The organism is Beduinella massiliensis, assembly GCF_900199405.1.
GTDB lineage: Bacteria > Bacillota > Clostridia > Christensenellales > Aristaeellaceae > Beduinella > Beduinella massiliensis.
The window spans coordinates 2,396,621-2,420,632 of the sequence record NZ_LT963430.1 but is presented as its reverse complement, the minus strand read 5'-3'; the positions used below and the strand labels follow the sequence as shown (position 1 = coordinate 2,420,632).

The 24,012-nt window shown below is 60.9% G+C and carries 21 protein-coding genes; 16 read left to right on the top strand and 5 right to left on the bottom strand.

Annotated features, from left to right (window positions below; translation table 11 throughout):
* Positions 1-57: 57 nt before the first annotated feature.
* The 8 genes from C1725_RS11730 (at position 58) to C1725_RS11695 (ending at position 9,216) form a co-directional block, all read left to right on the top strand.
* Positions 58-972 (top strand): ATP-binding cassette domain-containing protein, encoded by a 915-nt coding sequence (locus tag C1725_RS11730; RefSeq protein WP_102411783.1) that lies wholly within the window; start codon positions 58-60, stop codon positions 970-972.
* Positions 965-1,798, top strand: coding sequence for an ABC-2 transporter permease (locus tag C1725_RS11725; protein ID WP_102411782.1), 834 nt, complete (start codon positions 965-967; stop codon positions 1,796-1,798). Before C1725_RS11730 ends, C1725_RS11725 begins: the two co-directional genes overlap by 8 nt.
* Before the next feature lie 102 nt (positions 1,799-1,900).
* Positions 1,901-2,833 (top strand): sensor histidine kinase, encoded by a 933-nt coding sequence (locus C1725_RS11720; protein ID WP_346026615.1) that lies wholly within the window; start codon positions 1,901-1,903, stop codon positions 2,831-2,833.
* Between the two features lie 124 nt (positions 2,834-2,957).
* A complete protein-coding gene (locus C1725_RS11715; protein ID WP_102411781.1) occupies positions 2,958-3,455 on the top strand; it encodes an AAA family ATPase in 498 nt (165 codons plus the stop codon).
* A gap of 40 nt (positions 3,456-3,495) precedes the next feature.
* A complete protein-coding gene (locus tag C1725_RS11710; RefSeq protein WP_102411780.1) occupies positions 3,496-5,037 on the top strand; it encodes an O-antigen ligase family protein in 1,542 nt (513 codons plus the stop codon).
* 43 nt (positions 5,038-5,080) lie between these two features.
* Entirely contained in the window at positions 5,081-7,348 is a 2,268-nt protein-coding gene (locus C1725_RS11705) for a DEAD/DEAH box helicase (protein ID WP_346026614.1), read from the top strand.
* Entirely contained in the window at positions 7,345-8,499 is a 1,155-nt protein-coding gene (locus C1725_RS11700) for a ribonuclease H-like domain-containing protein (protein WP_346026613.1), read from the top strand. The genes C1725_RS11705 and C1725_RS11700 overlap by 4 nt, the downstream gene beginning before the upstream one ends.
* Positions 8,500-8,502: 3 nt before the next feature.
* Complete coding sequence (locus tag C1725_RS11695; protein ID WP_102411777.1) at positions 8,503-9,216, top strand: tetratricopeptide repeat protein; 714 nt, start codon at positions 8,503-8,505, stop codon at positions 9,214-9,216.
* A 37-nt stretch (positions 9,217-9,253) separates the two neighbouring features.
* Here C1725_RS11695 and C1725_RS11690 read toward each other — a convergent pair whose 3' ends face one another.
* Positions 9,254-10,033 (bottom strand): helix-turn-helix domain-containing protein, encoded by a 780-nt coding sequence (locus C1725_RS11690; RefSeq protein ID WP_346026612.1) that lies wholly within the window; start codon positions 10,031-10,033, stop codon positions 9,254-9,256.
* Positions 10,034-10,164: 131 nt separating this feature from the next.
* Between C1725_RS11690 and C1725_RS11685 the strand changes: the two genes are divergently transcribed.
* Both C1725_RS11685 and C1725_RS11680 read left to right on the top strand, forming a co-directional pair.
* Positions 10,165-10,986 (top strand): TIM barrel protein, encoded by an 822-nt coding sequence (locus tag C1725_RS11685; RefSeq protein WP_102413329.1) that lies wholly within the window; start codon positions 10,165-10,167, stop codon positions 10,984-10,986.
* A gap of 30 nt (positions 10,987-11,016) precedes the next feature.
* Positions 11,017-12,183: a Gfo/Idh/MocA family oxidoreductase gene (locus C1725_RS11680; protein ID WP_102411775.1), complete on the top strand. Its 1,167-nt coding sequence runs from the start codon at positions 11,017-11,019 to the stop codon at positions 12,181-12,183.
* Between the two features lie 177 nt (positions 12,184-12,360).
* Here the strand turns inward: C1725_RS11680 and C1725_RS11675 are convergent, their stop codons facing one another.
* Entirely contained in the window at positions 12,361-13,191 is an 831-nt protein-coding gene (locus C1725_RS11675) for an HAD hydrolase family protein (protein ID WP_102411774.1), read from the bottom strand.
* 63 nt (positions 13,192-13,254) lie between these two features.
* A complete protein-coding gene (nrdD, locus tag C1725_RS11670) occupies positions 13,255-13,527 on the bottom strand; it encodes an anaerobic ribonucleoside-triphosphate reductase (protein WP_102411773.1) in 273 nt (90 codons plus the stop codon).
* Positions 13,528-13,726: 199 nt separating this feature from the next.
* Here nrdD and C1725_RS11665 point away from each other — a divergent pair, with 199 nt between their 5' ends.
* Complete coding sequence (locus tag C1725_RS11665; protein ID WP_102411772.1) at positions 13,727-14,473, top strand: alpha/beta hydrolase-fold protein; 747 nt, start codon at positions 13,727-13,729, stop codon at positions 14,471-14,473.
* A 3-nt stretch (positions 14,474-14,476) separates the two neighbouring features.
* On the top strand, positions 14,477-15,025 hold the full coding sequence (locus C1725_RS11660; protein WP_102411771.1) for a hypothetical protein: 549 nt from the start codon (positions 14,477-14,479) through the stop codon (positions 15,023-15,025).
* Positions 15,026-15,125: 100 nt separating this feature from the next.
* Here the strand turns inward: C1725_RS11660 and C1725_RS11655 are convergent, their stop codons facing one another.
* Positions 15,126-16,496 (bottom strand): MATE family efflux transporter, encoded by a 1,371-nt coding sequence (locus C1725_RS11655; protein ID WP_102411770.1) that lies wholly within the window; start codon positions 16,494-16,496, stop codon positions 15,126-15,128.
* Between the two features lie 142 nt (positions 16,497-16,638).
* On the opposite strand from C1725_RS11655, the gene C1725_RS11650 reads away from it, so the two are divergent.
* Complete coding sequence (locus C1725_RS11650; RefSeq protein ID WP_102411769.1) at positions 16,639-17,775, top strand: exonuclease SbcCD subunit D C-terminal domain-containing protein; 1,137 nt, start codon at positions 16,639-16,641, stop codon at positions 17,773-17,775.
* Positions 17,772-20,894 carry an AAA family ATPase gene (locus C1725_RS11645; protein ID WP_102411768.1) on the top strand — a complete coding sequence of 1,041 codons (3,123 nt, stop codon included), beginning with the start codon at positions 17,772-17,774 and terminating at the stop codon, positions 20,892-20,894. Before C1725_RS11650 ends, C1725_RS11645 begins: the two co-directional genes overlap by 4 nt.
* On the opposite strand, the gene C1725_RS11640 is transcribed toward C1725_RS11645, so the two are convergent.
* On the bottom strand, positions 20,891-21,622 hold the full coding sequence (locus C1725_RS11640) for a SprT-like domain-containing protein (RefSeq protein ID WP_146009236.1): 732 nt from the start codon (positions 21,620-21,622) through the stop codon (positions 20,891-20,893). The genes C1725_RS11645 and C1725_RS11640 overlap by 4 nt on opposite strands.
* A 176-nt stretch (positions 21,623-21,798) precedes the next feature.
* Here C1725_RS11640 and C1725_RS11635 point away from each other — a divergent pair, with 176 nt between their 5' ends.
* Together C1725_RS11635 and C1725_RS11630 are read left to right on the top strand one after the other, a co-directional pair.
* Positions 21,799-22,812: a peptidoglycan-binding protein gene (locus C1725_RS11635; RefSeq protein WP_346026611.1), complete on the top strand. Its 1,014-nt coding sequence runs from the start codon at positions 21,799-21,801 to the stop codon at positions 22,810-22,812.
* Positions 22,813-22,878: 66 nt separating this feature from the next.
* A complete protein-coding gene (locus C1725_RS11630; protein ID WP_146009235.1) occupies positions 22,879-23,967 on the top strand; it encodes a zinc metalloprotease in 1,089 nt (362 codons plus the stop codon).
* Positions 23,968-24,012: the final 45 nt, after the last annotated feature.

The following is a 24,012-nucleotide window of genomic DNA, read 5'->3' as shown; positions in this document are numbered from 1 at the left end:
CGCTTTCCATACCTTCTTTCGATACAATGCCCGTATCAAACCAAGGGAGGCTTTCAAATGGAGTACGTTCTGACCGCCGACGCCCTGTGCAAGCACTACGCGCACTTTAAGGCGCTCGACGGCCTGTCCATGCATGTACCCAAGGGCGCGGTATACGGCTTTATCGGGAAGAACGGGGCGGGCAAGACCACGCTGATTCGTCTGGTCTGCGGACTGCAGGCGCCTACGTCGGGAACATTTGCGCTCTATGGCGCGGAGAACCGTGACCGACGCATCCGGCAGGCACGCAGGCGGATGGGCGCGGTGGTGGAGACCCCCTCCATCTATCTGGACATGACGGCGGAGGAAAACCTGCGGGCGCAATACCGCGTGCTGGGGCTTCCGTCGTTTGACAGCATTCCGGAGCTCCTGCGGCTGGTGGGACTTTCGGACACGGGGAAGAAAAAGGCGAGGCATTTTTCACTCGGCATGAAGCAGCGGCTCGGTATCGCCGTCGCGCTTGCCGGGAACCCGGACTTTTTGGTGCTGGACGAACCGGTCAACGGGCTGGACCCCCAGGGCATCATCGAGATTCGTGAGCTCATCCTGCGGCTCAATCGCGAGCACCAGATCACCGTTCTGATCTCAAGCCACATCCTGGACGAGCTGTCAAAGCTCGCGACGCATTACGGCTTTATCGACGGCGGACGCATCGTGAAGGAAATCAGCGCGGAGGAGCTGGAGACGGCCTGCCGAAAGTGTACGCGCATGAAGGTTACGGACACACAGGCCCTTACGCGCGTGCTGGACAGCATGAACGTCCAGTACAAGATCCTGCCGGACGACACGGCGGATGTGTTCGCGAGACCCAACGTCTCGCAGCTTACCCTCAGGCTGCTGGAGCAGGGCTGCGAGATCCTGTCCATCGTAGAACGCGACGAAAGCCTGGAAAGCTATTACGTCAGCCTCGTAGGGGAGGGTCGCCATGCGTAACGTATTGTCGGCAAACTTTGCCCGTCTTTTCAAGGACAGGGTCTTCTGGGCCACCCTCGCGGCGATGCTTCTGTGCGCGGTCGTCACCATGCTCAGCGGATGCAGGCAGGCCGCTGTAAACGCAGGCTCCGGGTATTCCTATACCTTGGATTCCTATTACTTCGGACTTGCGCCGACGCTCGGGCTCTTCTGCGCGGTCTTTACAAGCCTCTTTCTCGGCACCGAATACAGCGATGGCACCCTGCGCAACAAAATCATGGTTGGGCACAGCCGTGCGTCCGTTTATCTGGCCAACCTGGCCGTCTGCTTTGCGGCCACGCTCTGCTTTGCCGCCGTCTGGCTGACGGGTGGGCTCGTCGGCATCCCCTTCCTTGGTCTCTGGAAAATCGGCATCACAGGGCTTGCGGCCTACAGCGCCCTCATCTTCTGTTTCTCCGCGGCCCTTTCCGCCATCTTTACGTTTGTGGGCATGAACCTGCAGGGCAAGTCGGCTTCCGCCGTGCTTTCTCTCCTCCTGTTCCTCGCCCTGCTCGTCGGAGCGAGCATGGTGTATGCCCGTCTTTGCCAGCCGGAGATGACGAGCGGCGTCGTCATCACCTCCGAGGGTATGCAGATGGCGGAGCCCGCGCCGAACCCGGAATACCTCGGCGGTAACCTGCGCAGGGCGTATGAAGGGCTTCTGAACTTCCTGCCTACCGGTCAGGGAATCCTGATGGCGAATCTGGAGGTGGCGCGTCCGCTTTACATGCTGGCATCGTCCGCGCTGATTTCGGTGGGCATGACGCTGCTTGGCGTATGCATGTTCCAAAAAAAGGATTTAAAGTAGGGCGGGTGAGACGCTTGTCATTGTCGTGGATCGTATGCGGCATTTTATCGCTCGCGGTTCTGGCGCTCTGCGTCAAGATATAGTGGAAGGCGGGTGAGCGGAATGATCCTTCTTGGGCTTGCGTGCGCCGTCCTTGCAGTGCTTGTGCTCACGCTTGGCGCGAGGGTCTGGTTTCTCCGTAAGACCATGGACGAAATCGGCGCAGAGCTTAAGGAATGCCTGTCGAAGGACACGAATCACCTGATCTGCCTGTCCACACGGGACCGGCATGCGAGACGCCTTGCCTCGACGCTGAACGAGCAGCTTTGCGTACTGCGCAGAAAACGCCTGCAGTACGAGGGCGGCGACCGCGAGCTGAAGGAGGCAGTGACGAACATCTCGCACGATTTGCGCACCCCGCTGACCGTCATTCTGGGGTATCTGGACCTCTTGAAACGGATGGAGAAGAGCGACGTGGTTTCACGTTATCTTTCCTTTATCGAGAACAGAGCGCAGGCGATGAAGCAGCTGACGGAGGAGCTGTTCCGCTATTCGGTGCTCACATCGACGGCGGAGGAACTGACACTGGAGCCGGTCGACGTCGGCCGCGCGCTGGAGGAGAGCGTGGCTTCCTTTTACGCAGTCTTTAAGCAACGGGGAATCGTCCCGGAAATTCGAATGCCGGAGAGGCCTATCATGCGCAGCCTCAATCCCGCGGCGCTTGCCCGCGTGCTCGGAAATATCCTGAGCAACGCGCTCAAGTACAGCGATGGCGACCTGACGATCTCGCTCTTGAACGACGGGGCGCTTGTCTTTACGAACGCCGCGTCCGGTCTGGACGAGGTACAGGTCGGGCAGTTGTTTCACCGCTTTTTCTCCGTTAAAACCGCGCAGAACTCGACCGGTCTGGGTCTTTCCATCGCCAAGACGCTGGCGGAGCGGATGGGCGGCGCCGTCAGCGCGCGCTATGAAGCGGGGAGGCTGAGCATTTGCGTTATCTTCACGGAGAATCCGTCCGAGGAGAAATGCGATGGAGAGCCAGAAGAAGCGAATTAAAAAATAATGGGTACGCCGGCGGCTTTTGTACATACCGCCGGCGGCCTTTTGCTTTCGTGCAGGGCCTTTCTTGCACAAACGGGAGCGGAATGCTATACTAGGGGAAAAGCAAGGGAGCGATTGGATGGCGAAGATCATCATGCTTCGGGGAAATTCGGGCAGCGGCAAGACCACGACCGGCAAGACGCTGCAGCAAAAGCTGGGCCGCGGGACGCTGCTCATTTCGCAGGACGTCGTGAGGCGCGAAATGCTCTGGGTTAATGACGGCCCTGCAACAAAGGCGGTAGGGCTCCTGAGCAGCCTGGTGGAGTATGGAAGCCGGACGTGTGAGTACACCATACTGGAAGGAATTTTGAACGCCGAGTGGTATCGCCCCCTTTTTGAAACGGCCGTACGCCTCTTTGACGGGGAGATCTTTGCCTATTACTTTGACATCCCGTTTGAAGAGACGCTTAGGCGGCACGTGCAAAAACCGAACGCCCAGGAGTTCGGCGAAGCGCAGATGCGCCGCTGGTGGAAGGAAAAGGACTACATCGGGTTCCTGCACGAGGAGGCGATCGGCCCTGATTTAAGCGCGGAGGAAATTGTCGATCGGATCTATCGGGATGTGACATCGAGATAGCGCGCGATAAGCTGCTGCAACAAACGGAGGGACGCGCGGCATGGAGGAAAATTGGACGAAGGAAATGCGCAGTAACGCTCCTGCCGCCGTCTACGCGGCGATGATGCTGGGCATATTCCCGCTCTACTATCAAAACTATTACTTTAACATCAACACATGTAAGTACCGTTTTTTTATATGGTTAACTTTTTTGCTATGCGTCGGCGCAGCGGTCTATGCGGCCGTCCGTATCAGCAGACGCAAGCGTCCTTTTGTGGGAATCAGCCTGCCTGTCGGGGCGATGCTTGCCTTTGTCTGCTGCGCCGCCATCGCCTGCCGGTTCAGCGAAGAACCGGCAAAGGCGTTCAGCGGGGAGCTGGGACGGCGCAGCGGCCTGCTCTATTTGATGGCGATAGGCGCGATGACGTTCTTACTGTCGCAAGGGGGCGGCGGATACCGGGCTTGTCTTGGCGTCTTCCTCGTTTCGGGTTCCGCGGTCTGCGCGCTGGGCATCCTCAACTATTTTTATGTCGACCCGTTGCATTTTTACACCCACTTGACCGGCGGGCAGGAAAACGTCTTCATCTCGACGATTGGCCACATCAATTTTTTCGGGGCGTTTGTCGCCATGGTGCTTTCCTTCGCGCTCGCGGGCGCGATCAGCGCGAGATGGCCTTCCGTTCGCTATGCCTGTCAGGCGCTCGTGTTCGTGGGCTTTTCGGCGGCGCTCGCCGCGCGTAGCGACAGCGTCTACATTGCGATCGCGGCGGTTGCGATCGCGCTTCTGCGCCCGGCGCTTGCCTCCTGGCGGACGCTGGCAAGGGCTTTTCTTTGCGTAGCCTCCTTTTTTTTCTCGGCCTGGCTGATGGGTCTTCTTCCCTTTCAGCACATGCAGCTTCTGGGGATCAGCGCGGCCATCGCTGAATTGGGCGGCGCTCTCGCCGGGCTGGGCGGGCTCTGTGCTGCGATGAGCGGGCTCTTTTTTCTGCTGGATTGGCGGGGCTTGGATGCGCGCGCGTTGCCGTACGCACGCCGAACGCTTTACGCGCTGTGCGCTCTTGGGCTGCTTTGCACCGCTTTGTGCGTCGTATGGTTCACCGCGTTTGACCGGGAGACGCCTCTGGGCGCGCTGAATAACTATCTTCGCCTGGACGAGGCGTGGGGGACGGGGCGCGGCTTCGCATGGATTCAAGCGCTGGGGGCTTACAGGGATTTTTCACCCCTGCACAAGCTCTTCGGCTGTGGGCCGGACATGGTGCGCCGCGTGCTCGCGCCGCTGATGACGGAGGAGGCGCTCGCAAACTCGGGCGGCGTATTTGAAAACTGCCATAACGAGTACCTGCAATACCTGATGACGACGGGCGCGCTGGGCCTTGGGTGTTATCTCACCTTTCTGGGGGCGACCTTTTACAGGCTGGCGCGCGCGGGCAGGAAATGCCCGGCAGTGCGCGCGGTCTTTGCGGCGGTCTTCGGCTACGCAGCGCAGGCCTTTGTAAGCGTGAACCAGCCGATCACGACGACGGTCTTCTTCGTGCTGTGCGCGGTGGGGCTGGGACTGACCGCGGACATTGCGCGTAGACAAGAAGCGCCGGATTGTTTATAATAAGTAAATGTATGCGTAAATGCTAGACGGAGGAGGCGTTTTCTTGAATCTCACACAGCTCTTGGACAGGCTGCGCCATACGGACTTCATGGAAAACGTCACGCATTGGGAGACGATCCCCGCGCGGGCGGCGCAGTACGCGCCTTTTCCGGAAGGGCTGGACGCGCGCATTCCGCCGGTGCTTCGCGCGCGGGGGATCGGGCAGCTCTACACCCATCAGCGAAAAGCGTTGGAGGAGGTTCTCGCGGGGAAAAACATCTGCGTGGTCACCCCGACCGCTTCGGGAAAGACGCTGTGCTATAACCTGCCGGTTCTGGACAGCATCCTGAAGAACCCCGATGCGCGCGCGCTGTACCTCTTTCCCACCAAGGCGCTTTCCGCCGATCAGGTCGCTGAGCTCTACGAGCTCATCACCGCCCTTGACGTGGACATCAAAACCTATACTTACGACGGCGACACCCCCGCGGCCGCACGGCGTGCCGTGCGGCAGGCCGGGCATGTAGTGGTGACCAACCCGGATATGCTGCATTCCGGTATCTTGCCGCATCATACGAAGTGGGTTAAGCTTTTTGAGAACCTGCGCTACGTCGTCATCGACGAGATTCACGCCTATCGGGGCGTATTCGGCTCCAACCTGGCCAACGTCATCCGGAGGCTTAAGCGCGTTTGTGCGTTTTACGGTTCGCATCCGCAGTTCATCTGCTGCTCCGCGACCATCGCGAACCCTGCGGAGCTGGCGCGCCTGCTCGTAGGCGAGGAATGCGAACTGATTGACAAGTCCGGTGCGGCGAGTGGAGAAAAGCACCTGATCTTTTACAATCCGCCGGTCGTCAACAAGCAGCTCGGCATCAGGCGTTCGGTGATGCAGGAGACGCAGCGCATCGCCGCGATGCTGGTGGACAACGACATCTCCACCATCGTCTTTGCCAAGTCCCGCCTGACGGTCGAGGTGCTCACGCGTCACCTCAAGGAGCGCGTGAAGGATCCGCTGGGCAACGCCGGGCGCGTGCGCGGCTATCGGGGCGGCTATCTGCCCACGCAGCGACGCGAAATTGAGCAGGGCCTTCGCAGGGGAAGCATACGTGCGGTGGTTTCGACCAACGCGCTGGAGCTGGGCATCGACATCGGGCAGCTCGACGCCTGCGTGATGTGCGGCTATCCCGGCACCGTGGCCAGCACATGGCAGGAGGCGGGACGCGCGGGCAGACGGCGCACGGCGGCGGCGACGATCATGGTCGCCTCCTCGGGTGCGCTGGATCAATACATCGTGCAGCACCCGGAATATTTCTTCGGCCAGTCGCCGGAGAACGCGCTGGTCAACGCGGACAACCTGTACATCCTGCTCAGCCATCTGAAGTGCGCGGCCTATGAGCTTCCCTTTGAAGAGGGCGAAACTTACGCGCCGGGCGTGGAGACGCCGGAAATCCTCGACTACCTGTGTGAGCAGCAGATCCTGCGCCACGTGGGGACGCGCTATCACTGGATGGCGGAGGAGTTCCCGGCCGCCGACGTGTCGCTTCGCTCGATCGGCGAGGAAAACTTTCTCATCATCGACATCACCCGTCCGGAGCACCGGCGGGTCATCGGCGAGATGGACCGTTATACCGTGCCGATGCTGCTGCACGAGCACGCGATTTACATGCACGAGGGGCAGCAGTACCAGGTTGAAAAGCTGGATTTCCCCGAAAAGAAGGCTTACGTACGCAGCGTGGACGTAGACTATTACACGGATGCCGATCTCAACACGAGCCTGCGCGTGCTGGACGTGTTCAAGGACGAGGATGGGGCGGGAATTTCACGCGCATACGGCGAGGTACTCGTCACCTGGCTTGTGACGATGTTTAAGAAGTTTAAGCTCGACACACAGGAGACGCTGGGGTTCGGCCCGGTGGACCTGCCGGAGCTGGAGATGCAGACGACGGCCTGCTGGTGGTCGCTGCCGGACGCTATGACCGAGGGCATCTCGCAGGACGCGCTGCAGGGAGGCATGCTGGGCATCTCCAATGCCATCCGTCAGCTCGCGCCCCTTTACCTGATGTGCTCGCCTCAGGACATCGCGGTGCTCTACCGCGTGCGCGACCCTTTTACGAAGAAGCCGACGATCACCCTGTACGACAACTGCGCGGGCGGCGTGGGGCTCAGCGAAAAGGTATATGGCATGAACCTGCTGCTCTTCGAGCACGCGCGCGAGATGATCGCGGCCTGCCCCTGCGAGGCGGGATGTCCCTCATGCGTGGGGCCCGTGGCCGAGGTGGGCGCGCAGGGAAAGCGCACGGCGCTGCTGCTGCTGGAAAGGATGCTGAGCGCATGAGAGGGCTGCGGGACAGGCTGAACGCCATTTCCGGAAAGCCTGCAAGGTCTGCCGCGCCGGTTTCGACGGACTGCTTCGTGCGCGACACACGCGTGCCGCTCGCGAAGCTAGGCGGCGTCGAACGCACGACGATCGCGCAGGTGCGAAGGGTAGACCCCACATTTTCGGGCTACGGGTGGGACATCCGGCGGCTGCTCTTTCTGGATACGGAGACGACCGGCCTTTCGGGCGGTGCGGGAACGCTGGCCTTTCTGGTCGGCGTCGGTTTCATCGAGGGGGAAGAGCTGGTGATCCGGCAGCTTCTCATGCGCGACTATCCGGAGGAGCCGGTGCTGCTCTCGCATTTGGCGGGGCTGATGCCGCGCTTTGATGCTTACGTGACGTTCAACGGCAAGAGCTTTGACCTGCCGCTGATCCAGTCCCGTATGACGATGCACCGCATGCGGGACGAGTACCGCGACCTGCCGCACCTGGATCTGCTGCATCCGGCGCGGCGCATCTGGAAGCTGCGGCTGGGCCGATGCTCGCTCGCGGCGCTGGAAGAGGCGGTGCTCGGCGCGGGCCGGGCGGACGACCTGCCGGGCGCGCAGGTACCGGAGCGCTACTTTTCCTACCTGAAGACGCGAGACTTCGCGCTGCTGGAGGACGTGCTGCACCACAACATGCTGGACATTCGTTCGCTGGCCGTACTGCTCGCAAGGCTTTGCCAGGCGATGGACGCGCCGGAGCAGCAGGCGTTCTGCCAGGACGTGTTCAGCGCGGGCCGCGCGCTGGAGCGCTTCGGCTACGTGGAGGAGGCGCGCAGGTGCTATCGCGTGGCCAGCACGAGCGAGCTGTCCGAAAGGGCACGGGTGAGCCTCGCACGCAGCTACCGGCGCGAGCGCGACTACACGCAGGTGCAGCGTGAATGCCAGGAGATGATCGCGCGAAGAGAAGGCGGCGCGTTTCCCTACGTGGAGCTGGCAAAGATTTGCGAGCACCACACGCACGAGCTGGAACGTGCGCTGCGCTATACGCTCTGCGCGCAGGAGTACCTTGCTTCGTTGCCACCCTGGAAACAGGTGGATCCGCTGGAAACAGAGGCGCTCGAAAAACGGAGAAGACGGCTTCATATCAAGCTGCAAATAAAAAGAGACAAACAGGAGGTCTGAACCATGGGCTTTATGACGGGCATGAAGGGCAACAAGGCATACGCCGCACACGCGAAGGGGAATCTCGCGGAGGCAAGGCGCTTGTATGAGGAGGCGTATCAGGAGGGCATCAACGTGCCGAAGATCCTGCTGGGCTACTCGGTGCTGCTGCTGCGATCCGAGGAATACGACAAGGCGCTGGAGGTGCTGCGCCGCGTAGAAAAAGCTCCGGGGCTCGTGCCGGATCAGAGAACGCAGATGCTGACCAATTATGCGATCGTCTGCTGGAAGCAGGGGCGCACTGAGCGCGCGGTGGAGGTCATGCAGGAGCTCGACCGCAAGAAGAAGAACGGCACGATTTACGGCACGCTAGGCTTTTTGCTGATCGAAAAGGGCGACGCGGAGGAAGCGCTTCGCTACAACCAGGAGGCCGTGGAATACGACGAGGAGGATCCGGTGTTCCTGGACAACATGGGCCAAACGTATTACCGTGTGTTGGGAGACAAGGAAAAGGCAAAGCCTTACTTTGAAAAAGCGCTCAAGTTTAAGCCTTCCGCGATCGATACGAACTACTTCCTCGCGCTGTACGACATCGAGGCGGGAAACAAGCCGGCGGCGATCGAAAAGCTGCGCACGTCTGCAAAGGGCAAGTTCTCGCCGCTCAACTATGCGCGGCCGGAGATGATCAGGGCGAAGCTGGAAGAACTGGGCGCAAAACCGGAAGAGGACGACGATTAAGGAGGCTGCGGCATCATTGTGCCGCAGCCTCCTTTTGTTATCGCCTACGTCCGCCGGGCGTTTCCCCAATGTACGCCTTGTAGACGCGGTGGAACGTGCGCATGCTGGAAAAGCCGCAGGCGTTTGCGACATCGATCAAAGGCCTGTCGCCGGATTCCAGCATGCGCCGCGCCATCTGGCAGCGAAGGCTGCTCACGTACTTCGAAAAAGAGCAGCCGACCTGTTCTCCCCATAGGTGGGAAAAGCGCCCCTCGCTGTAGCCAAAGGCAGCCGCGGTCGAGGCGACGCTGAGCGGTTGGGTTGCATGGCGCTCCACGTACAAAAGAATGCGCTGAATGAGGCCGCCGCTTGCGTCAGAGGTGTTGGGTAGAAGGCCGATCCGGTCGATCAGGAGTGCGAGCAGCGCCTCAGCGAGGCAGTTGACGAAGCGCTCGTTGCCGTCGTTTTCGGGTGACGCCATCATGTTCAGGATGCACGGGCACTCCGCAAGATTTCGCACGTCCAAGACGCCGCTCTGGAACCGGCTGGACGAGAGCTGAGCCTGCAGGGCAGGGACGACGGAGAGGGGAATGGTCGCGATGATGGCGTCGGAGCTTTCAGGGGACAGATAGCTGTGCACGACGTAGCTAGAATTGACAATCAGGTGACCGCTGGAAACCGGCGTGCTGACGCCGTCCTGAATTACGCAAAGGACGCCGCTCTCTACGTAGGCCAGCTCGATGGTGCTGTGAAAATGCGCGAAATAGCTGTTGTTTTTCGCACGCCAAGCGGATGCACGGTGCGTCTCGTCGCGCGTTAGCTCGTAAATTTGGTTCACGGTGCGCCTCCTGTGGGTCAAACGATCTGTAGCGGGTTTTGGCATTATCATATCATAAACTGGCGCGACAGGGAAGCGGCGATCGGCTATAATAAATTTTAGATATGGAATTTTTTCAGGAGGTGTTCGTCATGGAAAAACGTCCCGTTGCGTATCAAATTTACTCCGCACGCGAGGAGGCCGAGAAGGATCTGGATGCGGTTCTGGCTGCGCTGAAGGGCATGGGGTATGACGGCGTGGAATTCGCCGGCTTTTACGGCCACAGCGCGCAGGAGGTCAAGGCGATGTTGGATAAGCACGGCCTCGTCGCGATTTCCAGCCATGTGCCGTTTGCGCAGATTGAGGCCGATATGTTCGGCGTAATCGCCTACCATCAGGCCATCGGCTGTTCGCACATCGCTATTCCGTACCTGGACGACGCGACGCGCCCCGGCTCGACGGGTTTTGGCAGAACGATCGCGGTCATCCATCGTTTTGCCCGCCTGATGAAGGAGGCGGGACTGACGCTGCTTTATCACAACCACGACTTTGAGTTCGTTCAGATCAGCGGCCAGTACGCCCTGGACTTTCTCTATGACGCGGTGCCTGCGGACCTGCTCAAGACAGAGCTGGACGTCTGCTGGGTGAAGTACGCGGGCGAAGACCCGGCGGCCTACATCCGCAAGTACGCGGGTCGCTGTCCGGTCGTCCACCTGAAGGATTACGTGGGCCGCAAGGGAGAATCGGCGCCCTACGCGCTGATCGGTATCGACGAAGGCGAAAAGAAGGATACGCAATCCTTTGAATTCCGCCCTGTAGGCTACGGCTGCCAGGACGTGGAAAGCGTGCTGGAGGCGGGCATCGAGAGCGGCGCGGAGTGGTTCGTCGTCGAGCAGGATATGTCGGTGGGACGCACGCCCCTGGAAGCGGCGGAGATGAGCATCGGTACCCTGAAAAAGCTGGGCCTCAAGTAAAGCGAAAAAACGCGACAGGAGAGATCATCAATGAGCGATACGGTGCTTTCAAACTTTACACCGACGGTGCACGAGGAGCGCACCTATACGAAGACGCTGAAGGTCGGCATCATCGGTACCGGCTGGATCGCGGAATCGCACGCGGAGAGCTACAAAAACATGCCAGACGTGAAGGTCGTCGCCCTGGCGGACCTCGTCCCCGGCAAGGCCGAGAAGTTCGCCAAGCATTATGGCTTTGAGGACGCGCATATCTATCCGGATCACAAGGCCCTGCTCGAAAATGAGGAGCTGGACGCGGTTTCCATCTGCACCTACAACCGCACGCACGCCGAGTGCGCCATCGCCGCGCTGGAGGCGGGCGTCAATGTGCTGCTCGAAAAGCCCATGTGCGTGACCACCGAAGAGGCGGCCGAAATCATCCGCGCGGAAAAGAAGAGCGGCAAGCTGCTTTCCATCGGCTTCCAGCCGCGCATGGACAAAAACATGCAGATGATCAAGAAGATCGTCGAATCCGGCGAGCTGGGCGAAATCTACTACATCCAGACAGGCGGAGGGCGCCGCCGCGGCATCCCCAACAGCACGTTCATCGAGCAGGATACGGCGGGCATCGGCGCCTTGGGCGACATCGGCTGCTACTCGCTGGACATGGTGCTCAACGCCATCGGCTATCCGAAGCCCCTGACGGTCACGGGCTATACATCCAACTTCTTTGGAACGAATCCTCTGTATCAGTATGCCGACGCGGCGCACACCGCGGAGGAGAACGCCGCGCGCTTTAATGTCGATGACTTCGCGGCTGCATTCGTCCGTCTAGAAGGCGGCATCGTGCTTGACTTCCGCATCTCGTGGGCCATGCACCTGGATACCCCCGGCGACACGGTGATCCTCGGCAAGAAAGCCGCGCTGCGCATCCCCTCCACCGAGTGCTGGAACGGCACGGTCGGCGGCCCCATGAAGCTGTACACCGACGTGGCGGGCGCGCAGGTGGAGACGGTTATCCCGATCATCGAGGATGACAAGTCGAGTTTTTCGGGTCTGTTTGACCGCAAGATCCGTTCCTTCCTGGACGCGATTTTGGAAGGCAAGGCTGCGCCCGTGCCCAGCAGCCAGATCCTCTACAACCAGGCGATCATCGACGGCATCTGTAAATCCGCAAAACTGGGACGCGAGATCGAGATCGAAATTCCCGAAATTTAATCCACGGCGGGATGAAAGCCGCATACCCCGCGGAGCGGGAGGATACGGGCTATGCGCCAAAGCGGCGTCGGATTATTCCGGGAGGCCTGGTCCGGAAAAGGGCGGGCCAGCGGTAATTCGTTTCTACAAGATAGGCAGGCGTGCCATCGCGGCGCGCCTGCCTTTTGCTGTGCATGTTTAGCGTTGGGAGAAATGACGCGCCTTTAGAAAGCGGGCCACGCCGTCTGCGTCGTTCGCACCGATAACACCCGTGGCGATGCGCTTTAAGGGTTCAGCGGCGTTATCGACGGCATAGGCCTCGTCGGCTGCTTCAAAAAGCGGAATATCGTTGATAGCGTCGCCGAAGGCTACAATGCGCTCAAAGCCCAGCAGTTCCTTGAGCTTACGGGCCGCTTCGGCCTTCGTCGCCTGCGCGGGCATGAGCTCGCACCAGTATTCGGGACGGTACAGCTCCTGCTGAAAGACGCACCGACAGCCTTCGAGCTGTGAGACTTCCTCGTACAGCGGCAGAAGCGCCGCCTGCTCTCCGATGAAGGTGTAGTAGAAGACGTCGCCCGCATACAGCGCCGTCTCGTCTTCCAGCGGACGCAGCCGGGGATCGCCGCTTCGCTGGGAGAGATAGCGCCGGATGCCGTCGTTTTCCCGCGAGGGGAGCCAGGAGACGCGTTCGCGCCCTTCCACAAAGGAATAGACGAGCGGAGAGAGCGCCAGATGAGCGGCGATAGACTGAATCCGCGCGCACAGGATGGGGGAAAACGACACGCTGTGCAGGTTTTGCGCGGTTACGGGGTCGCGGATAAACGCGCCGTTGTACACGATAACCGGCAGGCACAGGTGAAGTCCGCTTGTGACGCGGCTGGCTGAGGAGAGCGAGCGGGCCGTGGCATAGGTCAGGGACAGACCGTCCTCTATCAGTGCGTTCAGCGTTTTTAGACCCGTAGGGGGGATGCGATCGTCCCGGCCGAGCAGGGTACCGTCCAGATCGGTGATAAAAAGCGTCTTCGGCATGACGGAGCTCCTTGAAAATAGAATATGAAAAGGCCGCGGTGATAAGCATCGCGGCATAAGCGGTTAAAGGGCAATCGAGTGCTTGACGCGGTCGTGCTCCTCGGCACGCTTGGCGTTGTTGAACCGGTCGAGTGTGCCCACCAGATATCCGGTGATCCGGCGGATGCGCTGGAAGGGATGGTCGGCATAGTGATAGGCGATGTCCACAAAGTCGCCGTCGATTTTCAGGTCGAGCATGTCCGGCTCACGGCCATACAGACTGACCGCGCGGGCAAGATAGGCGTTCACTTCTTCCTGCGGAAGCTGGCCGCCGGTGATTTGTACGTTGCAGGGCATGGGCATTCCTCCGTTCAAACACAATATCTTCTCTTGGTGCCTCATTATACCACATCATATAGTACTTTGCAACGGCCTGCTATACAATCCATGTACAGGCGAGAGAAATTGGCAGGAAAAAGCATGAAAATGCAGAATAATATATACAGACGGCACATAGAATTGGGTGATCATATACGCGCAATGGGAGGCATGAGCAATGCAGGCAACATATCATCGGATGTACAGCCCCAGCCTGATGCGGGATATGGAAGTCAACGTCTATGGTACGCAGGGAAAGCCCTGCGTGGTATTCCCCTCGCAAAACGGCAGATACTTTGACTTTGAGAGCTTTGACATGATCGAACCCTGCCGCCCATGGCTCGAAGCGGGAAAGCTGCGCCTGTTCTGTGTGGACAGCATCGACCGTGAAACCTGGTCCAATCGGGAGATGCCGCCCCGCAAGCGGATTGAGCGCCACGAGCTTTGGTTCCGGTATCTGACGGAGGAATTTTATCCTTGGATGATGCGGACTTGCGGAGAAGGGGAGATGCCCTTTACGATCGGCTGCTCCATGGGCGCGACGCACGCGGCGAACCTGTTTTTCCGCCGCCCGGATCTCTTCGACGGACTGATCTCGCTGAGCGGTACCTACGACGCGCGCCTATTCTTCGGCGATTACATGGACGAACTGGTCTACTACAATTCTCCCTATCAGTGCCTGAAAAACATGTGCCAGGAACATCCTTACATCAAGCTGTTCAACCGGTCGAACATTATCCTGTGCGTCGGTCAGGGAGCCTGGGAAAAGGATATGCTGGAATCGACGCGCGCAATGCAGCGGGTCTTCGAGGAAAAGGGCATCCATGCGTGGGTCGATATTTGGGGAAGCGACGTCGCCCACGATTGGATCTGGTGGCGCAAGCAGCTTCATTATTTCCTTGAAAAAATACTGGGTGAGGCATAAAACATGAAAAAGGAAAACAAAAGACGCGTGCAGCTCGCACCGGCCCTCGTGCCGGTGCTGCTCTTTGCGCTGGTGCTTGTGCTGGTGATCTGGCATTCCGCCTCCTCGCGGCCCGCGGCCCCGGCCGATCTGCAGGAGCGCGAGAACACCGTGGCGAACGTGTTGGGGCAGACAGAGCTGTTTTTGCCGGGCGACCTCAAGCTCGAATCGTTTTATGAAAACTACACGGGCATTCGCAATTGCAGACGAATCGGAGCTGTCGCCTTGAGCGCTGAGCAGAGCGCCTTTTTGGCAGCGCTCCCTTGGCCGGCTTTGCCGGTGCCGGAAGACGTGCGCGCGGAAATCCTCGAGCCCGAATCCGATATCTACAGCGTGTACGAACCGTACGAGCCGCTTCGGGCGGCCGCACAGGAAGCGGATGGAAAGTATCTCCTGTTCGACCGCAGCGGGGACGGCCCGATGGACGGGTGTGCGTACTGGTCGAGCCAGTTTACCCTGCTCGTATGGGATGAGGCGGGAGACCGGCTGTACTTCATGACGTGGGACGCCTGATCTATCCGCGGGAAGGGTAGCGCTGCTGAAGTGCATAAAAGAGCGGCTTCGTGCTTTGAAAGAAAATCCTTTCAAAAGACGAAGCCGCTCTTGGGGTTGATCAGACCATCGGGCGTCCCTCGAACAGCGCGCGCTTGAACCCGTGGATTCGCACATAATAGGCGGCGATCAGCAGCGCCGCGGCGCCTGTCCAGGCGGCGATTTCCGCATAGTAGATTCCTTCCTGACCGATGAACCGGGGAAGCAGCCAGGCGACGCCCACGCGCATGACGAGCTCCACAAAGCCGGAAATCATCGGGATTACCGTATCGCCCATGCCCTGCAGCGCAGAACGGTACACGTGCAGCAGGTAGAGGATGAAGAGGATGCTGCTCATCACGCACAGGTATCGGTAGGCGATGTCGAGCACCTCTGCCGCGCTGCCGCTCGATTCCGAGACGAACAGGCTGAGGATGGAGCGTCCCCAAGCGAACATGGCGGCGCTGATACAAAGCGCGGTGGCGACGCCCATGAGGGCGGCGGCACGCAAGCCCTTTTGAATGCGCGCAAGCTGCTGAGCGCCGAGGTTTTGTCCGGTAAACGTGGCCATCGAAAAGCCGAAGGAAGTCGCGGCGATTTCCAGCAGGCCGTACAGCTTGTTCGTGGCGGTAAAGCCGGCGACGAACAGGAAACCGAACCCGTTGACGACGTACTGTACGCCCATGCCACCCACGGCGATGATGGCGTTTTGCAGGGCCATCGGCGTGCCGAGTCGAACCAGCGTGCGGATGCAGACAGGGTCGGGTACGAAGTCCTTACGCGTCAGGCGCAGCATCGGCAGGTTGAAGACCGCGCGCAGACAAAACAGCGCGGAGAAGATCTGCGCGATGACCGTTGCGGCCGCGGCGCCCGCAACCCCCCAATGAAAGATGACCACAAACAGGAGGTCCAGCGCGATGTTGATGACCGAGGCGATCAGCATCGCGATGAGCGGGGTGCGGCTGTCGCCCAACGCGCGCAGCAAAGAAGCGAGGATGTTGTAAAACATCACGACGCAAAGCCCGGCGAACATCACGCGAAGATACGTCAGCGCCAGGTCCAGAACGTTGGCGGGCGTGTTGAGCAGGAGGAGCACGGGACGGGCGATGCATTCGCTGACCAGCGTCAGCACGACGGCGATGACGGCGCCGAGCAGGGCGCTCATGCCTACCGCCTTGCGCAGCCCCTGGAGATCGCCAGCGCCGAAGCGCTGCGCGATGGGGATGGAAAAGCCGCCGGTGAAGCCCGTGACGATGCCCAGCGTCATCCAGTTCAGCCAGTCGGCCGCACCGAGGGCGGCCAGCGCTTCAACACCCGCGAACTGCCCGACGATCGCCGTGTCCACCGTGGTATAAAGCTGCTGGAAGACGTTGCCCAGCATCAGCGGCAGCGCGAAGGTCAGAATCAACTTCGCGGGGCTGCCGTGTGTCATGTCCTTAACGTGTGCGCTCATGTGATGCCTCCATCTTTGGGGTTACGTAGTCAAGAATAGCATGGCGATGCCCCAAAGTCAAGCGGTCGAAGACCGCGTCTTGACAAACCCCAGGGCTGACGATATGCTTACAGAAAGTCGACAAATTAGGAAGGAAGAAAAAATGCGCTTCTTGCACCTTTCAGACCTGCACCTGGGCAAGCGGGTGCACGGCTTTTCCATGATTGAAGATCAAGCACACGTGCTGCATCAAATAGAAGAAATCGCCAAAAGCGTGACGCCGGATGCCGTGCTGATCGCGGGGGACCTTTACGACAAGGGCGTGCCGCCTACCGAAGCGGTCGGTCTGCTGGATGGGTTCCTCACGCGCCTGCTGAGCCTGAAAATCCCCGTGTTGGTGACGAGCGGCAACCACGATTCGCCGGAACGGCTTTCGTTTGCGGGGGACATACTCGACGCTTCGGGGCTCTACATCGCGGGCGTGCTGCAAAGCAAAGTCAAGTGTGTGCGCCTTACGGACGCCTGGGGGCCGGTGGACTTTTATCTGCTGCCCTTTGTAAAAGCCGCGAAGGCCGCCGCACTGCATCCGCAGGCGGACATCGAAAACTGCGACGATGCCGTCCGCGCGATGCTCACGGACATTCCACGCGAGGCGGGCGTGCGTCGGGTGCTGCTGGCGCACCAGCTCGTCGCTGCGCCGGGCGAACAGGTCGAGCGCTGCGACTCGGAGACGCTGCAGCTCGGCGGCACGGACGCTGTGCTGGCCGATGCGTTCGACGCGTTTGACTACGTGGCGCTGGGGCATCTGCACCGTGCCCAGCGCGTCGGCCGCGACGGCATTCGCTACGCGGGATCGCCCTTGAAATACTCGTTTTCCGAGGCGCGGGGGACAAAGAGTATAACCCTGGTGGAGATGGACGAGAACTGCGTACACGCGAAGCTTTTGCCGCTCAGCCCGCTTCGGGAGATGCGGGAGCTGCGAGGCAGGCTGGACGATCTGCTGAAGGCCGCGCAGGGGGAATCGGACGATTACGTGCGCGCGGTGCTGACGGATCAGGAACCGCTGTACGACGCGATCGGTCGGCTGCGGCGCGTCTATCCCAACGTGATGTCGCTCGAATTTGAACGGGAAGCGGCGCTCGAGGGGCAGAAGGCGCTGCATCAGGTGGACGTGCGCAGCCGGACGCCCATGGAGCTGTTCGAGGACTTCTATTTACATCAGGCGGGAATGGAGCTAGATGACGCCGCGCGGGCAGTCGTTCAGGAGGCCATTCGCCGCGCTCGGGAGGGACTGGCATGAAGCCCATCGCGTTGACGCTGTGTGCGTTCGGCCCGTTTGCCGAGGAGGCGCACATTTCCTTTGACCGGCTCGGCAGCGCGGGGCTATTCCTCATTACGGGGGATACGGGTGCGGGGAAGACGACGCTCTTTGACGCGATCGTCTTTGCATTGTACGGCGAGACGAGCGGTAGCCGCAGGCGCGCCGACGGCATGCGCAGCGACTTTGCCCTGCCGGATGTGCCGACGTATGTGGAGCTCACATTCAGCCATCGCGGTCAGCGCTACACCCTGCGTCGAAATCCGGGAGGATATGAGCGGCGGAGCAAGCGCGGCGGGGGCGTGGTACAGGAAAAGCCCGACGCGACACTCCTTTACCCGGATGGCACGGTCACAAGCGGCGCGCGCGCCGTGACGGAGCAGGTGACGGCGCTGCTGGGCATGGACGAGCGGCAGATGAAGCAAATCTGCATGATCGCGCAGGGGGAATTCCTCAATCTCCTGCTCGCCAAGGACGAGGAGCGCCGCGCGGTCTTTCGCCGCGTGTTTGACACGGACTTTTACGTGGACGTTCAGCGTGCGCTCAAGGAGCGCGAGAAGGGGCTGAAGGAGCAGATTACGGGGCAGGAGGTTACGATCGTGCAGACCCTGCGGGAGCTGGAAGAAATTCTTTCGCTGGATCATCCGACGGTTCACGACGCGCCGGAAGCCATCGAAAAGCTCAAGCAGACGCACCGTGCGGACAGGCAGCGGCAGATGCAGCTGCAACAGGAGGCGGAGACAGCCCAGCGGGCGGCGGGGGAGTTTTCCGAGCAGCTCGTTCAAATTCAGGCGAACAATGCGCTGCTGGACACGCTGGAACAGGCGAAGGCGCATGCAGAGACCCTTCATGCCAGACGCGGGGAGATGGAGGCGCTTACACGTCGCTGTGAGAAGGCGAAAGCGGCGGATGCGCTGAGCGCCGGCCCCCTGGGCGCCCTAAAGCGGGAACAAGATGCGCTTGGCGCGCTGCAATCGCAGGGCGCAGCGCTGCGATTGCAGCGCGACGAAGCGTGCGAACGGCTCACGGCGCTTGCGCGCACCCGGGATGAAGCGTGCGAACGGGAGGAAGAGGCCGCACGCTTTCAGGCAGAGGCGGCGCGCATCGCATCGCAGCTGCCCCTTTACGAGCAAGCCGCGGCGTGCGGGATTCAGGCCGAGCGAGCGGAGCAGGAATTTCGCGCCGCGCGGCTGGTGCAGGAAAATCGAACGCAACGGGAAGCGCAGATCAGGCAGACGCTGGCGGCGCTGCGCGACTCTATAGAGTCAGGGACGAAGGCGGGCCTCGAGGCGGAGCGTCTGCGCTCCGAACTGCAGAGCGGGCAGAACCGGCAAAAGCGTCTGGAAGCGCTGTCCGCGAGGACTGCTGAGGGCGCAAGGGAGCAGGGAAATTACAAGAACGCCTGCGCGGCATTTGAGCGCGCGCAGGCAGCATATGACGACGCGCGCGCCAGGACGGCTGCGCTGGAGGACGCTTTTTACCAGGCACAGGCGGGCCTGCTTGCCGAAAAGCTGGAGGAGGGCAAACCCTGTCCGGTGTGCGGAGCCACGCACCACCCGCACAGAGCGGCGCTCGCGCCGGACGCCGTGACGCAGCAGCAGCTTGCACAGGCGAAAAAAAGTAAGGACGCCCTCGAAAAGAAACGGCAGGACAGTGCGGGCGACGCGCAGGCGGCTCGCGCCCGGCTGGACGCGCTGCACACACAGGTTCAAGCGGAAATACGGGAGCTCTTTGAAGGCGGCATCGCACAGGGGGGCGGCCTGGACGCGGCGGTGCGTGCGGAGCTGGAACGACTCAACGTGGAGCTGACACGTCTGAAGGCGGCGCTTGCCGAGCGGGAAGCGGCCCTCGCGCGCGCGAAGCAGGCGGAGATCGAGCGCGGCAGGCTGGAAAAGGAACAGACCGACCTTCGGTCTGCTTCTTTGGAAGGGCAACATGTGCTTCTGAAAGCGCAGGCAGAAAGCGCGCGCCTGCACGAAGCGGCGCAAAGCCTGCGCGCGCAGCTCACGTTTACTTCGCGCGAGCGGGCGCAAAAGGCGATGGACGATGCTTCCGCGAGGCAAGCGGCGATTTTAAACGCTAGCAGGCAGGCACAGGAAGCGCTCAGCAAACAGAACGCGGCCTGCGAGGCGCTGAAGGCCCGTCTGCGGGACAATGAAAGCGCCCTGCTGGAGGCGGAAGTGCGCGCCCGGGAAGCGCGTATGAAATTCAACGACGCGCTTGCCGCGAGCGGATTTGAAAGCGAAACGGACTTTGAGGCGGCGCGGCTTTCACGGGAAGCGGTGGAACAGGCGCAGGCGGAGCTTGAAAGCTACCGCGCGGAATGCCTGCGCTGCGAGGGCGAGTTGGCGCAGCTCACGGCGCAGGCAGAAGGCAGACGGCGAATGGACGCGCCCGCGGTGCAGGCGCGCCGGGACGCGGCGCAGGAGGCGGCGCGGGCGGCGCAGAAGCAGCTCGCCGACCTGCAAGCCGACATGCGCCAGCGCGCGTATCTGCTCAGCCGCCTGGAAGAGACCTACGTGCGCTGGCAGGGGACACAGGGAAACTACGCGCAGGCGCGCCGCCTTGCTTCCACGGCGTCGGGCGAAGTGAACGGCCCACAGGGTCAGCGGCTTTCCTTCGAGCAATACGTGCAGGTCTATTACTTCACGCAGGTTTTGGAGGCGGCCAACGCGCGCCTGCTCGGCATGTCGGGCGGGCGCTACCGGCTGCTGCGCAAGGAGACGGCGCTCGACCGGCGCACGAACGATGCGCTGGGGCTGGACGTTTTAGACCATTACACCGGCAAGGTGCGCGACGCGGGCTCTCTATCGGGCGGGGAATCGTTCCTCGCGTCGCTGGCGCTGGCGCTGGGGCTCTCGGATGTAATCCAGCGGCGCACAGGCGGCGTGCAGGTGGAAACGCTGTTCATCGACGAAGGATTCGGCTCGCTGGACGAAGAAGCCCTCGAGCAGGCGATGACCGTGCTCGAAGGCCTGACCACACAGAGCAACCTCGTGGGCATTATTTCACATGTGAGCGCGCTTAAGGAACGGATCGAGCGCAAAATTGTCGTGACCAAGAGCATGACGGGCAGCAGCGTGCGCGTGGCGAAGGACTAGCGCGGCGTTTTCAGGGGCGTCAGCAGCGAGAGGGGCACCGTGTACTTGTCGTACCGGCGGCCCCTTTTGTCGTGCCAGACGCCGCCGCGCGCGGGCACCATCACTGAGGCCGTCTTGCCCACACGGGAGACGATGCCGGTCAAGTTCTTTTCGCAGTAGGGAAAGCAGACGTGCGCGCCGACGCCGACACCCTGCACAGCGGCTTCCTGCGCGCGGGTGGGGAGAGAATGCGTGCAGGTCCTATGATGGAAGAGTCCGCGCGAGAGCGCGCGGAAGACCGCCTGGTGCGCATCACAGGAGCCAGTCAGCGCCCATTCGGCGGCGTGGCACAGTTCATGCTCGAAGACGAGCATGAAAGCCTCCAGCGGATCGGCGGCGGATAGCCCGTTTACGGTAAACGGCCCCTCCCGGAGCCGGAAGAGGAAGTCCGAACTCATGCGGATTTCCGTGACGGGGTCGTGGCCGCGCTCCTGAGTTACGCAGAACTTGCCCGCGCAGCGCGTCATGCGGGAGGTCGCGGCGAGATGAAGGCCGGGGAGCCTATCGGCAAACAGGCCCTGAAAAAATGCCTGATCGTACAGGTAGAGCAGCCTGGGAAGGGCGTCTGCGGGAAGTTTGGATACGGGAATATGGCCGAGCTGCGGAAAGGCATCGAGCGCCGCCGATTTGACCGCGGCGCGGCGCGCCAGGGCGTCGTCCGCCGGGAGCGGACAAGGGAAAGGAAACATCAGAAAAATCACCTCAACGCGATTAGCTTAACGCCTTTTTGGAGGGCTGTCAATGGCAGTGAAGGCACACACGACCAATGAATTTTTACGAAAAGGTGTTGACAACTTAACAAAATTGAAATATATTGTAGATGCGAAGAGGGCTCAACGGAGCATCTTGGAAAGGAGTGAGTCCAATGGATACGCATTTGAATCCCGTACAGAAGACATCCGTGCGTTTCAAGCGCGCTATATGCGTTGGCCTTGCGTCGGCCCTGCTCGCGATGTCAGCGGTGCCGGCCATGGCGGACGGTAAGGGAACGGTGACGGCGACGTCTCTGTACGTGCGAAAGACGGCCTCCACGGAGGCCAAGGCGCTGTGCAGCGTCAGGAAAGGGCAGCGCGTGACCATCCTGGATACGGACGGCGACTGGTATAAGGTAAAGACAGGGGAAACGATCGGGTACTGCGCAAAGCAGTACATCGACATCGAGGCGCAGAGCGCGGCGGAGAGCAGGCAGGAAGACCTGGGTACGGTCGCTTCTCTGGGCGACGCGCCCGCGACGAGCAGGCCCGGAGACGAGGGGAATAAGGTACTCAAGCTCCAGAAAGCGCTCACCATCAAGGGGTTCTATTCAGGCCGCCTCAGCGGCCACTACGGAGATCTGACGAAGGAAGCCGTGCAGGCATTCCAGAAGAGCAAAGGCCTTTCCACCGACGGCATAGCCGGAAAGAAGACGATTGCGGCCCTCTTCGGACAGAGCGCGGCAAACGACGCCGGTGCTTCGGACAAGTCCTATAAGACGGAAAAACTCGACTGGTACCACGGCGGTAACGGCAAGATTCCGAACGGGGCGACGATTACGATCAAAGACGTCGGCACTGGAAAGACGTTCAAGGCGAAGCGCCGGTTCGGCACCAACCATCTGGACGCCGAGCCCATCGACGCGCAGGCGACCGAGGCGATGAAGGCGATTTATGGCGGGAGCTGGTCGTGGTCCCGGCGGGCCGTGCTGGTGCTGTACGACGGCCGCGTGTACGCGGGTTCGATGAATGGCATGCCGCACGCGGAAGAGGACGAAAACATCAAGGACAACCAGTTTGACGGCGTATTTTGCATCCACTTTTTCGGAAGCAAAACGCACGGAAGCGACAAGGTCGATAAGGAACATCAAAACCAGGTCGCAAAGGCCATGAAGGCCGCCTGGTGACGGGTGCGGCGGCTTGAAGCGAAGCCGCCGCGCTGCTTTTACAGGGATTGAGAACGGAGTATGGACGTGAAAAAGGCAACGAAACGGGCGAAGGTCTGGATGGGGTATGCCGCTTTTCTGATCTGCTGCTTTGCGGCGGGCTACCTCATCGCCTGGTCCGGGCATACAGGCGGGGCGTCGATCACCACGGGAAAGATTTTCAGCACCGCAAAGGTGCTGGTGTTTTTCTGCCTTTGCGCGTACCTTCACATCCTGCTGCACGAGGCCGGGCATTTGCTTGCGGGCCTGACGACGGGATACCGCTTCGTCTCCTTTCGCGTCGCGAGTTTTACCCTCGTGCGTACGGGCAAGGGCTTTGCCATGCGGCGCTTTTCAATTCCGGGCACGGCGGGGCAGTGCCTGATGATGCCTGGGGACTGCGCGGGGGAGCCGCCCTACATCCTGTACAATCTGGGCGGCGTGCTGATGAATCTCCTGCTTTCCCTCGCGGCATGCTTCCTTCCCGGCGTTTTTTTTCGGATATTCAGCGCAGCGGGGCTGATTTTGGGCCTTTTTAACGGCATTCCACTTCAAATCGGCGGCATTCCAAACGATGGCTACAACCTGTACGTCATGATGAAAAATCCGGCGGCTCGAAGGGCGTTCGCCGCTCAGCTTTCTATCAACGGCCTGATGAGCGAGGGAAAGCGTCCGCGCGATCTGTCCGAGGAGCTTTTCGCGCTGGAACCGGCGGCGCGGGATCTTTTCAGCGTGACGCTGCGGCAGATGCGCTATGCGCGTGCGCTCGACGCGGGAAATTTGAGCCGGGCACGGGAAGAGCTTGACGCCATGCAGCGGCAGAGGGACGCTCTTCCTGTCTATTATCAGTTGGAACTGGATTGCGAACGCGCGTACCTGATGATGCTCTTTGAGGAAAGCTGCGAGACGGTGGACCTTGTCTATGGCCGTGGGGCGCGCGCTTTTGCCCAAAAGGCGCAGTTCATGCTATCGCACCTGCGCGTGGAAATTGCTTATGCGCTGCAGTGCGAGGGAGACGTCGCGCGCGCAAGGGAGCTGTACCGCCGGGCGGAAAAGTGCGCGGCGCTTTATCCGGTCGCGGGCGAGGCACTATTTGAAATGGATATGATGCGCGCGTGGATACGGCGCGTTGAATAAAGAAGGACTTTGCCGCGCTTTTCGGCGACAAGAAAAGCCCGGGCA

Excerpts from the sequence above, each read along its gene's own strand:
- C1725_RS11730 (WP_102411783.1), top strand. The coding sequence starts at position 58 with ATGGAGTACGTTCTGACCGCCGACGCCCTGTGCAAGCACTACGCGCAC.
- C1725_RS11725 (WP_102411782.1), top strand. The coding sequence starts at position 965 with ATGCGTAACGTATTGTCGGCAAACTTTGCCCGTCTTTTCAAGGACAGG.
- C1725_RS11720 (WP_346026615.1), top strand. The coding sequence starts at position 1,901 with ATGATCCTTCTTGGGCTTGCGTGCGCCGTCCTTGCAGTGCTTGTGCTC.
- C1725_RS11715 (WP_102411781.1), top strand. The coding sequence starts at position 2,958 with ATGGCGAAGATCATCATGCTTCGGGGAAATTCGGGCAGCGGCAAGACC.
- C1725_RS11710 (WP_102411780.1), top strand. The coding sequence starts at position 3,496 with ATGGAGGAAAATTGGACGAAGGAAATGCGCAGTAACGCTCCTGCCGCC.
- C1725_RS11700 (WP_346026613.1), top strand. The coding sequence starts at position 7,345 with ATGAGAGGGCTGCGGGACAGGCTGAACGCCATTTCCGGAAAGCCTGCA.
- C1725_RS11695 (WP_102411777.1), top strand. The coding sequence starts at position 8,503 with ATGGGCTTTATGACGGGCATGAAGGGCAACAAGGCATACGCCGCACAC.
- C1725_RS11685 (WP_102413329.1), top strand. The coding sequence starts at position 10,165 with ATGGAAAAACGTCCCGTTGCGTATCAAATTTACTCCGCACGCGAGGAG.
- C1725_RS11680 (WP_102411775.1), top strand. The coding sequence starts at position 11,017 with ATGAGCGATACGGTGCTTTCAAACTTTACACCGACGGTGCACGAGGAG.
- C1725_RS11675 (WP_102411774.1), bottom strand. The coding sequence starts at position 13,191 with ATGCCGAAGACGCTTTTTATCACCGATCTGGACGGTACCCTGCTCGGC.
- nrdD (WP_102411773.1), bottom strand. The coding sequence starts at position 13,527 with ATGCCCTGCAACGTACAAATCACCGGCGGCCAGCTTCCGCAGGAAGAA.
- C1725_RS11665 (WP_102411772.1), top strand. The coding sequence starts at position 13,727 with ATGCAGGCAACATATCATCGGATGTACAGCCCCAGCCTGATGCGGGAT.
- C1725_RS11660 (WP_102411771.1), top strand. The coding sequence starts at position 14,477 with ATGAAAAAGGAAAACAAAAGACGCGTGCAGCTCGCACCGGCCCTCGTG.
- C1725_RS11655 (WP_102411770.1), bottom strand. The coding sequence starts at position 16,496 with ATGAGCGCACACGTTAAGGACATGACACACGGCAGCCCCGCGAAGTTG.
- C1725_RS11650 (WP_102411769.1), top strand. The coding sequence starts at position 16,639 with ATGCGCTTCTTGCACCTTTCAGACCTGCACCTGGGCAAGCGGGTGCAC.
- C1725_RS11645 (WP_102411768.1), top strand. The coding sequence starts at position 17,772 with ATGAAGCCCATCGCGTTGACGCTGTGTGCGTTCGGCCCGTTTGCCGAG.
- C1725_RS11640 (WP_146009236.1), bottom strand. The coding sequence starts at position 21,622 with ATGTTTCCTTTCCCTTGTCCGCTCCCGGCGGACGACGCCCTGGCGCGC.
- C1725_RS11635 (WP_346026611.1), top strand. The coding sequence starts at position 21,799 with ATGGATACGCATTTGAATCCCGTACAGAAGACATCCGTGCGTTTCAAG.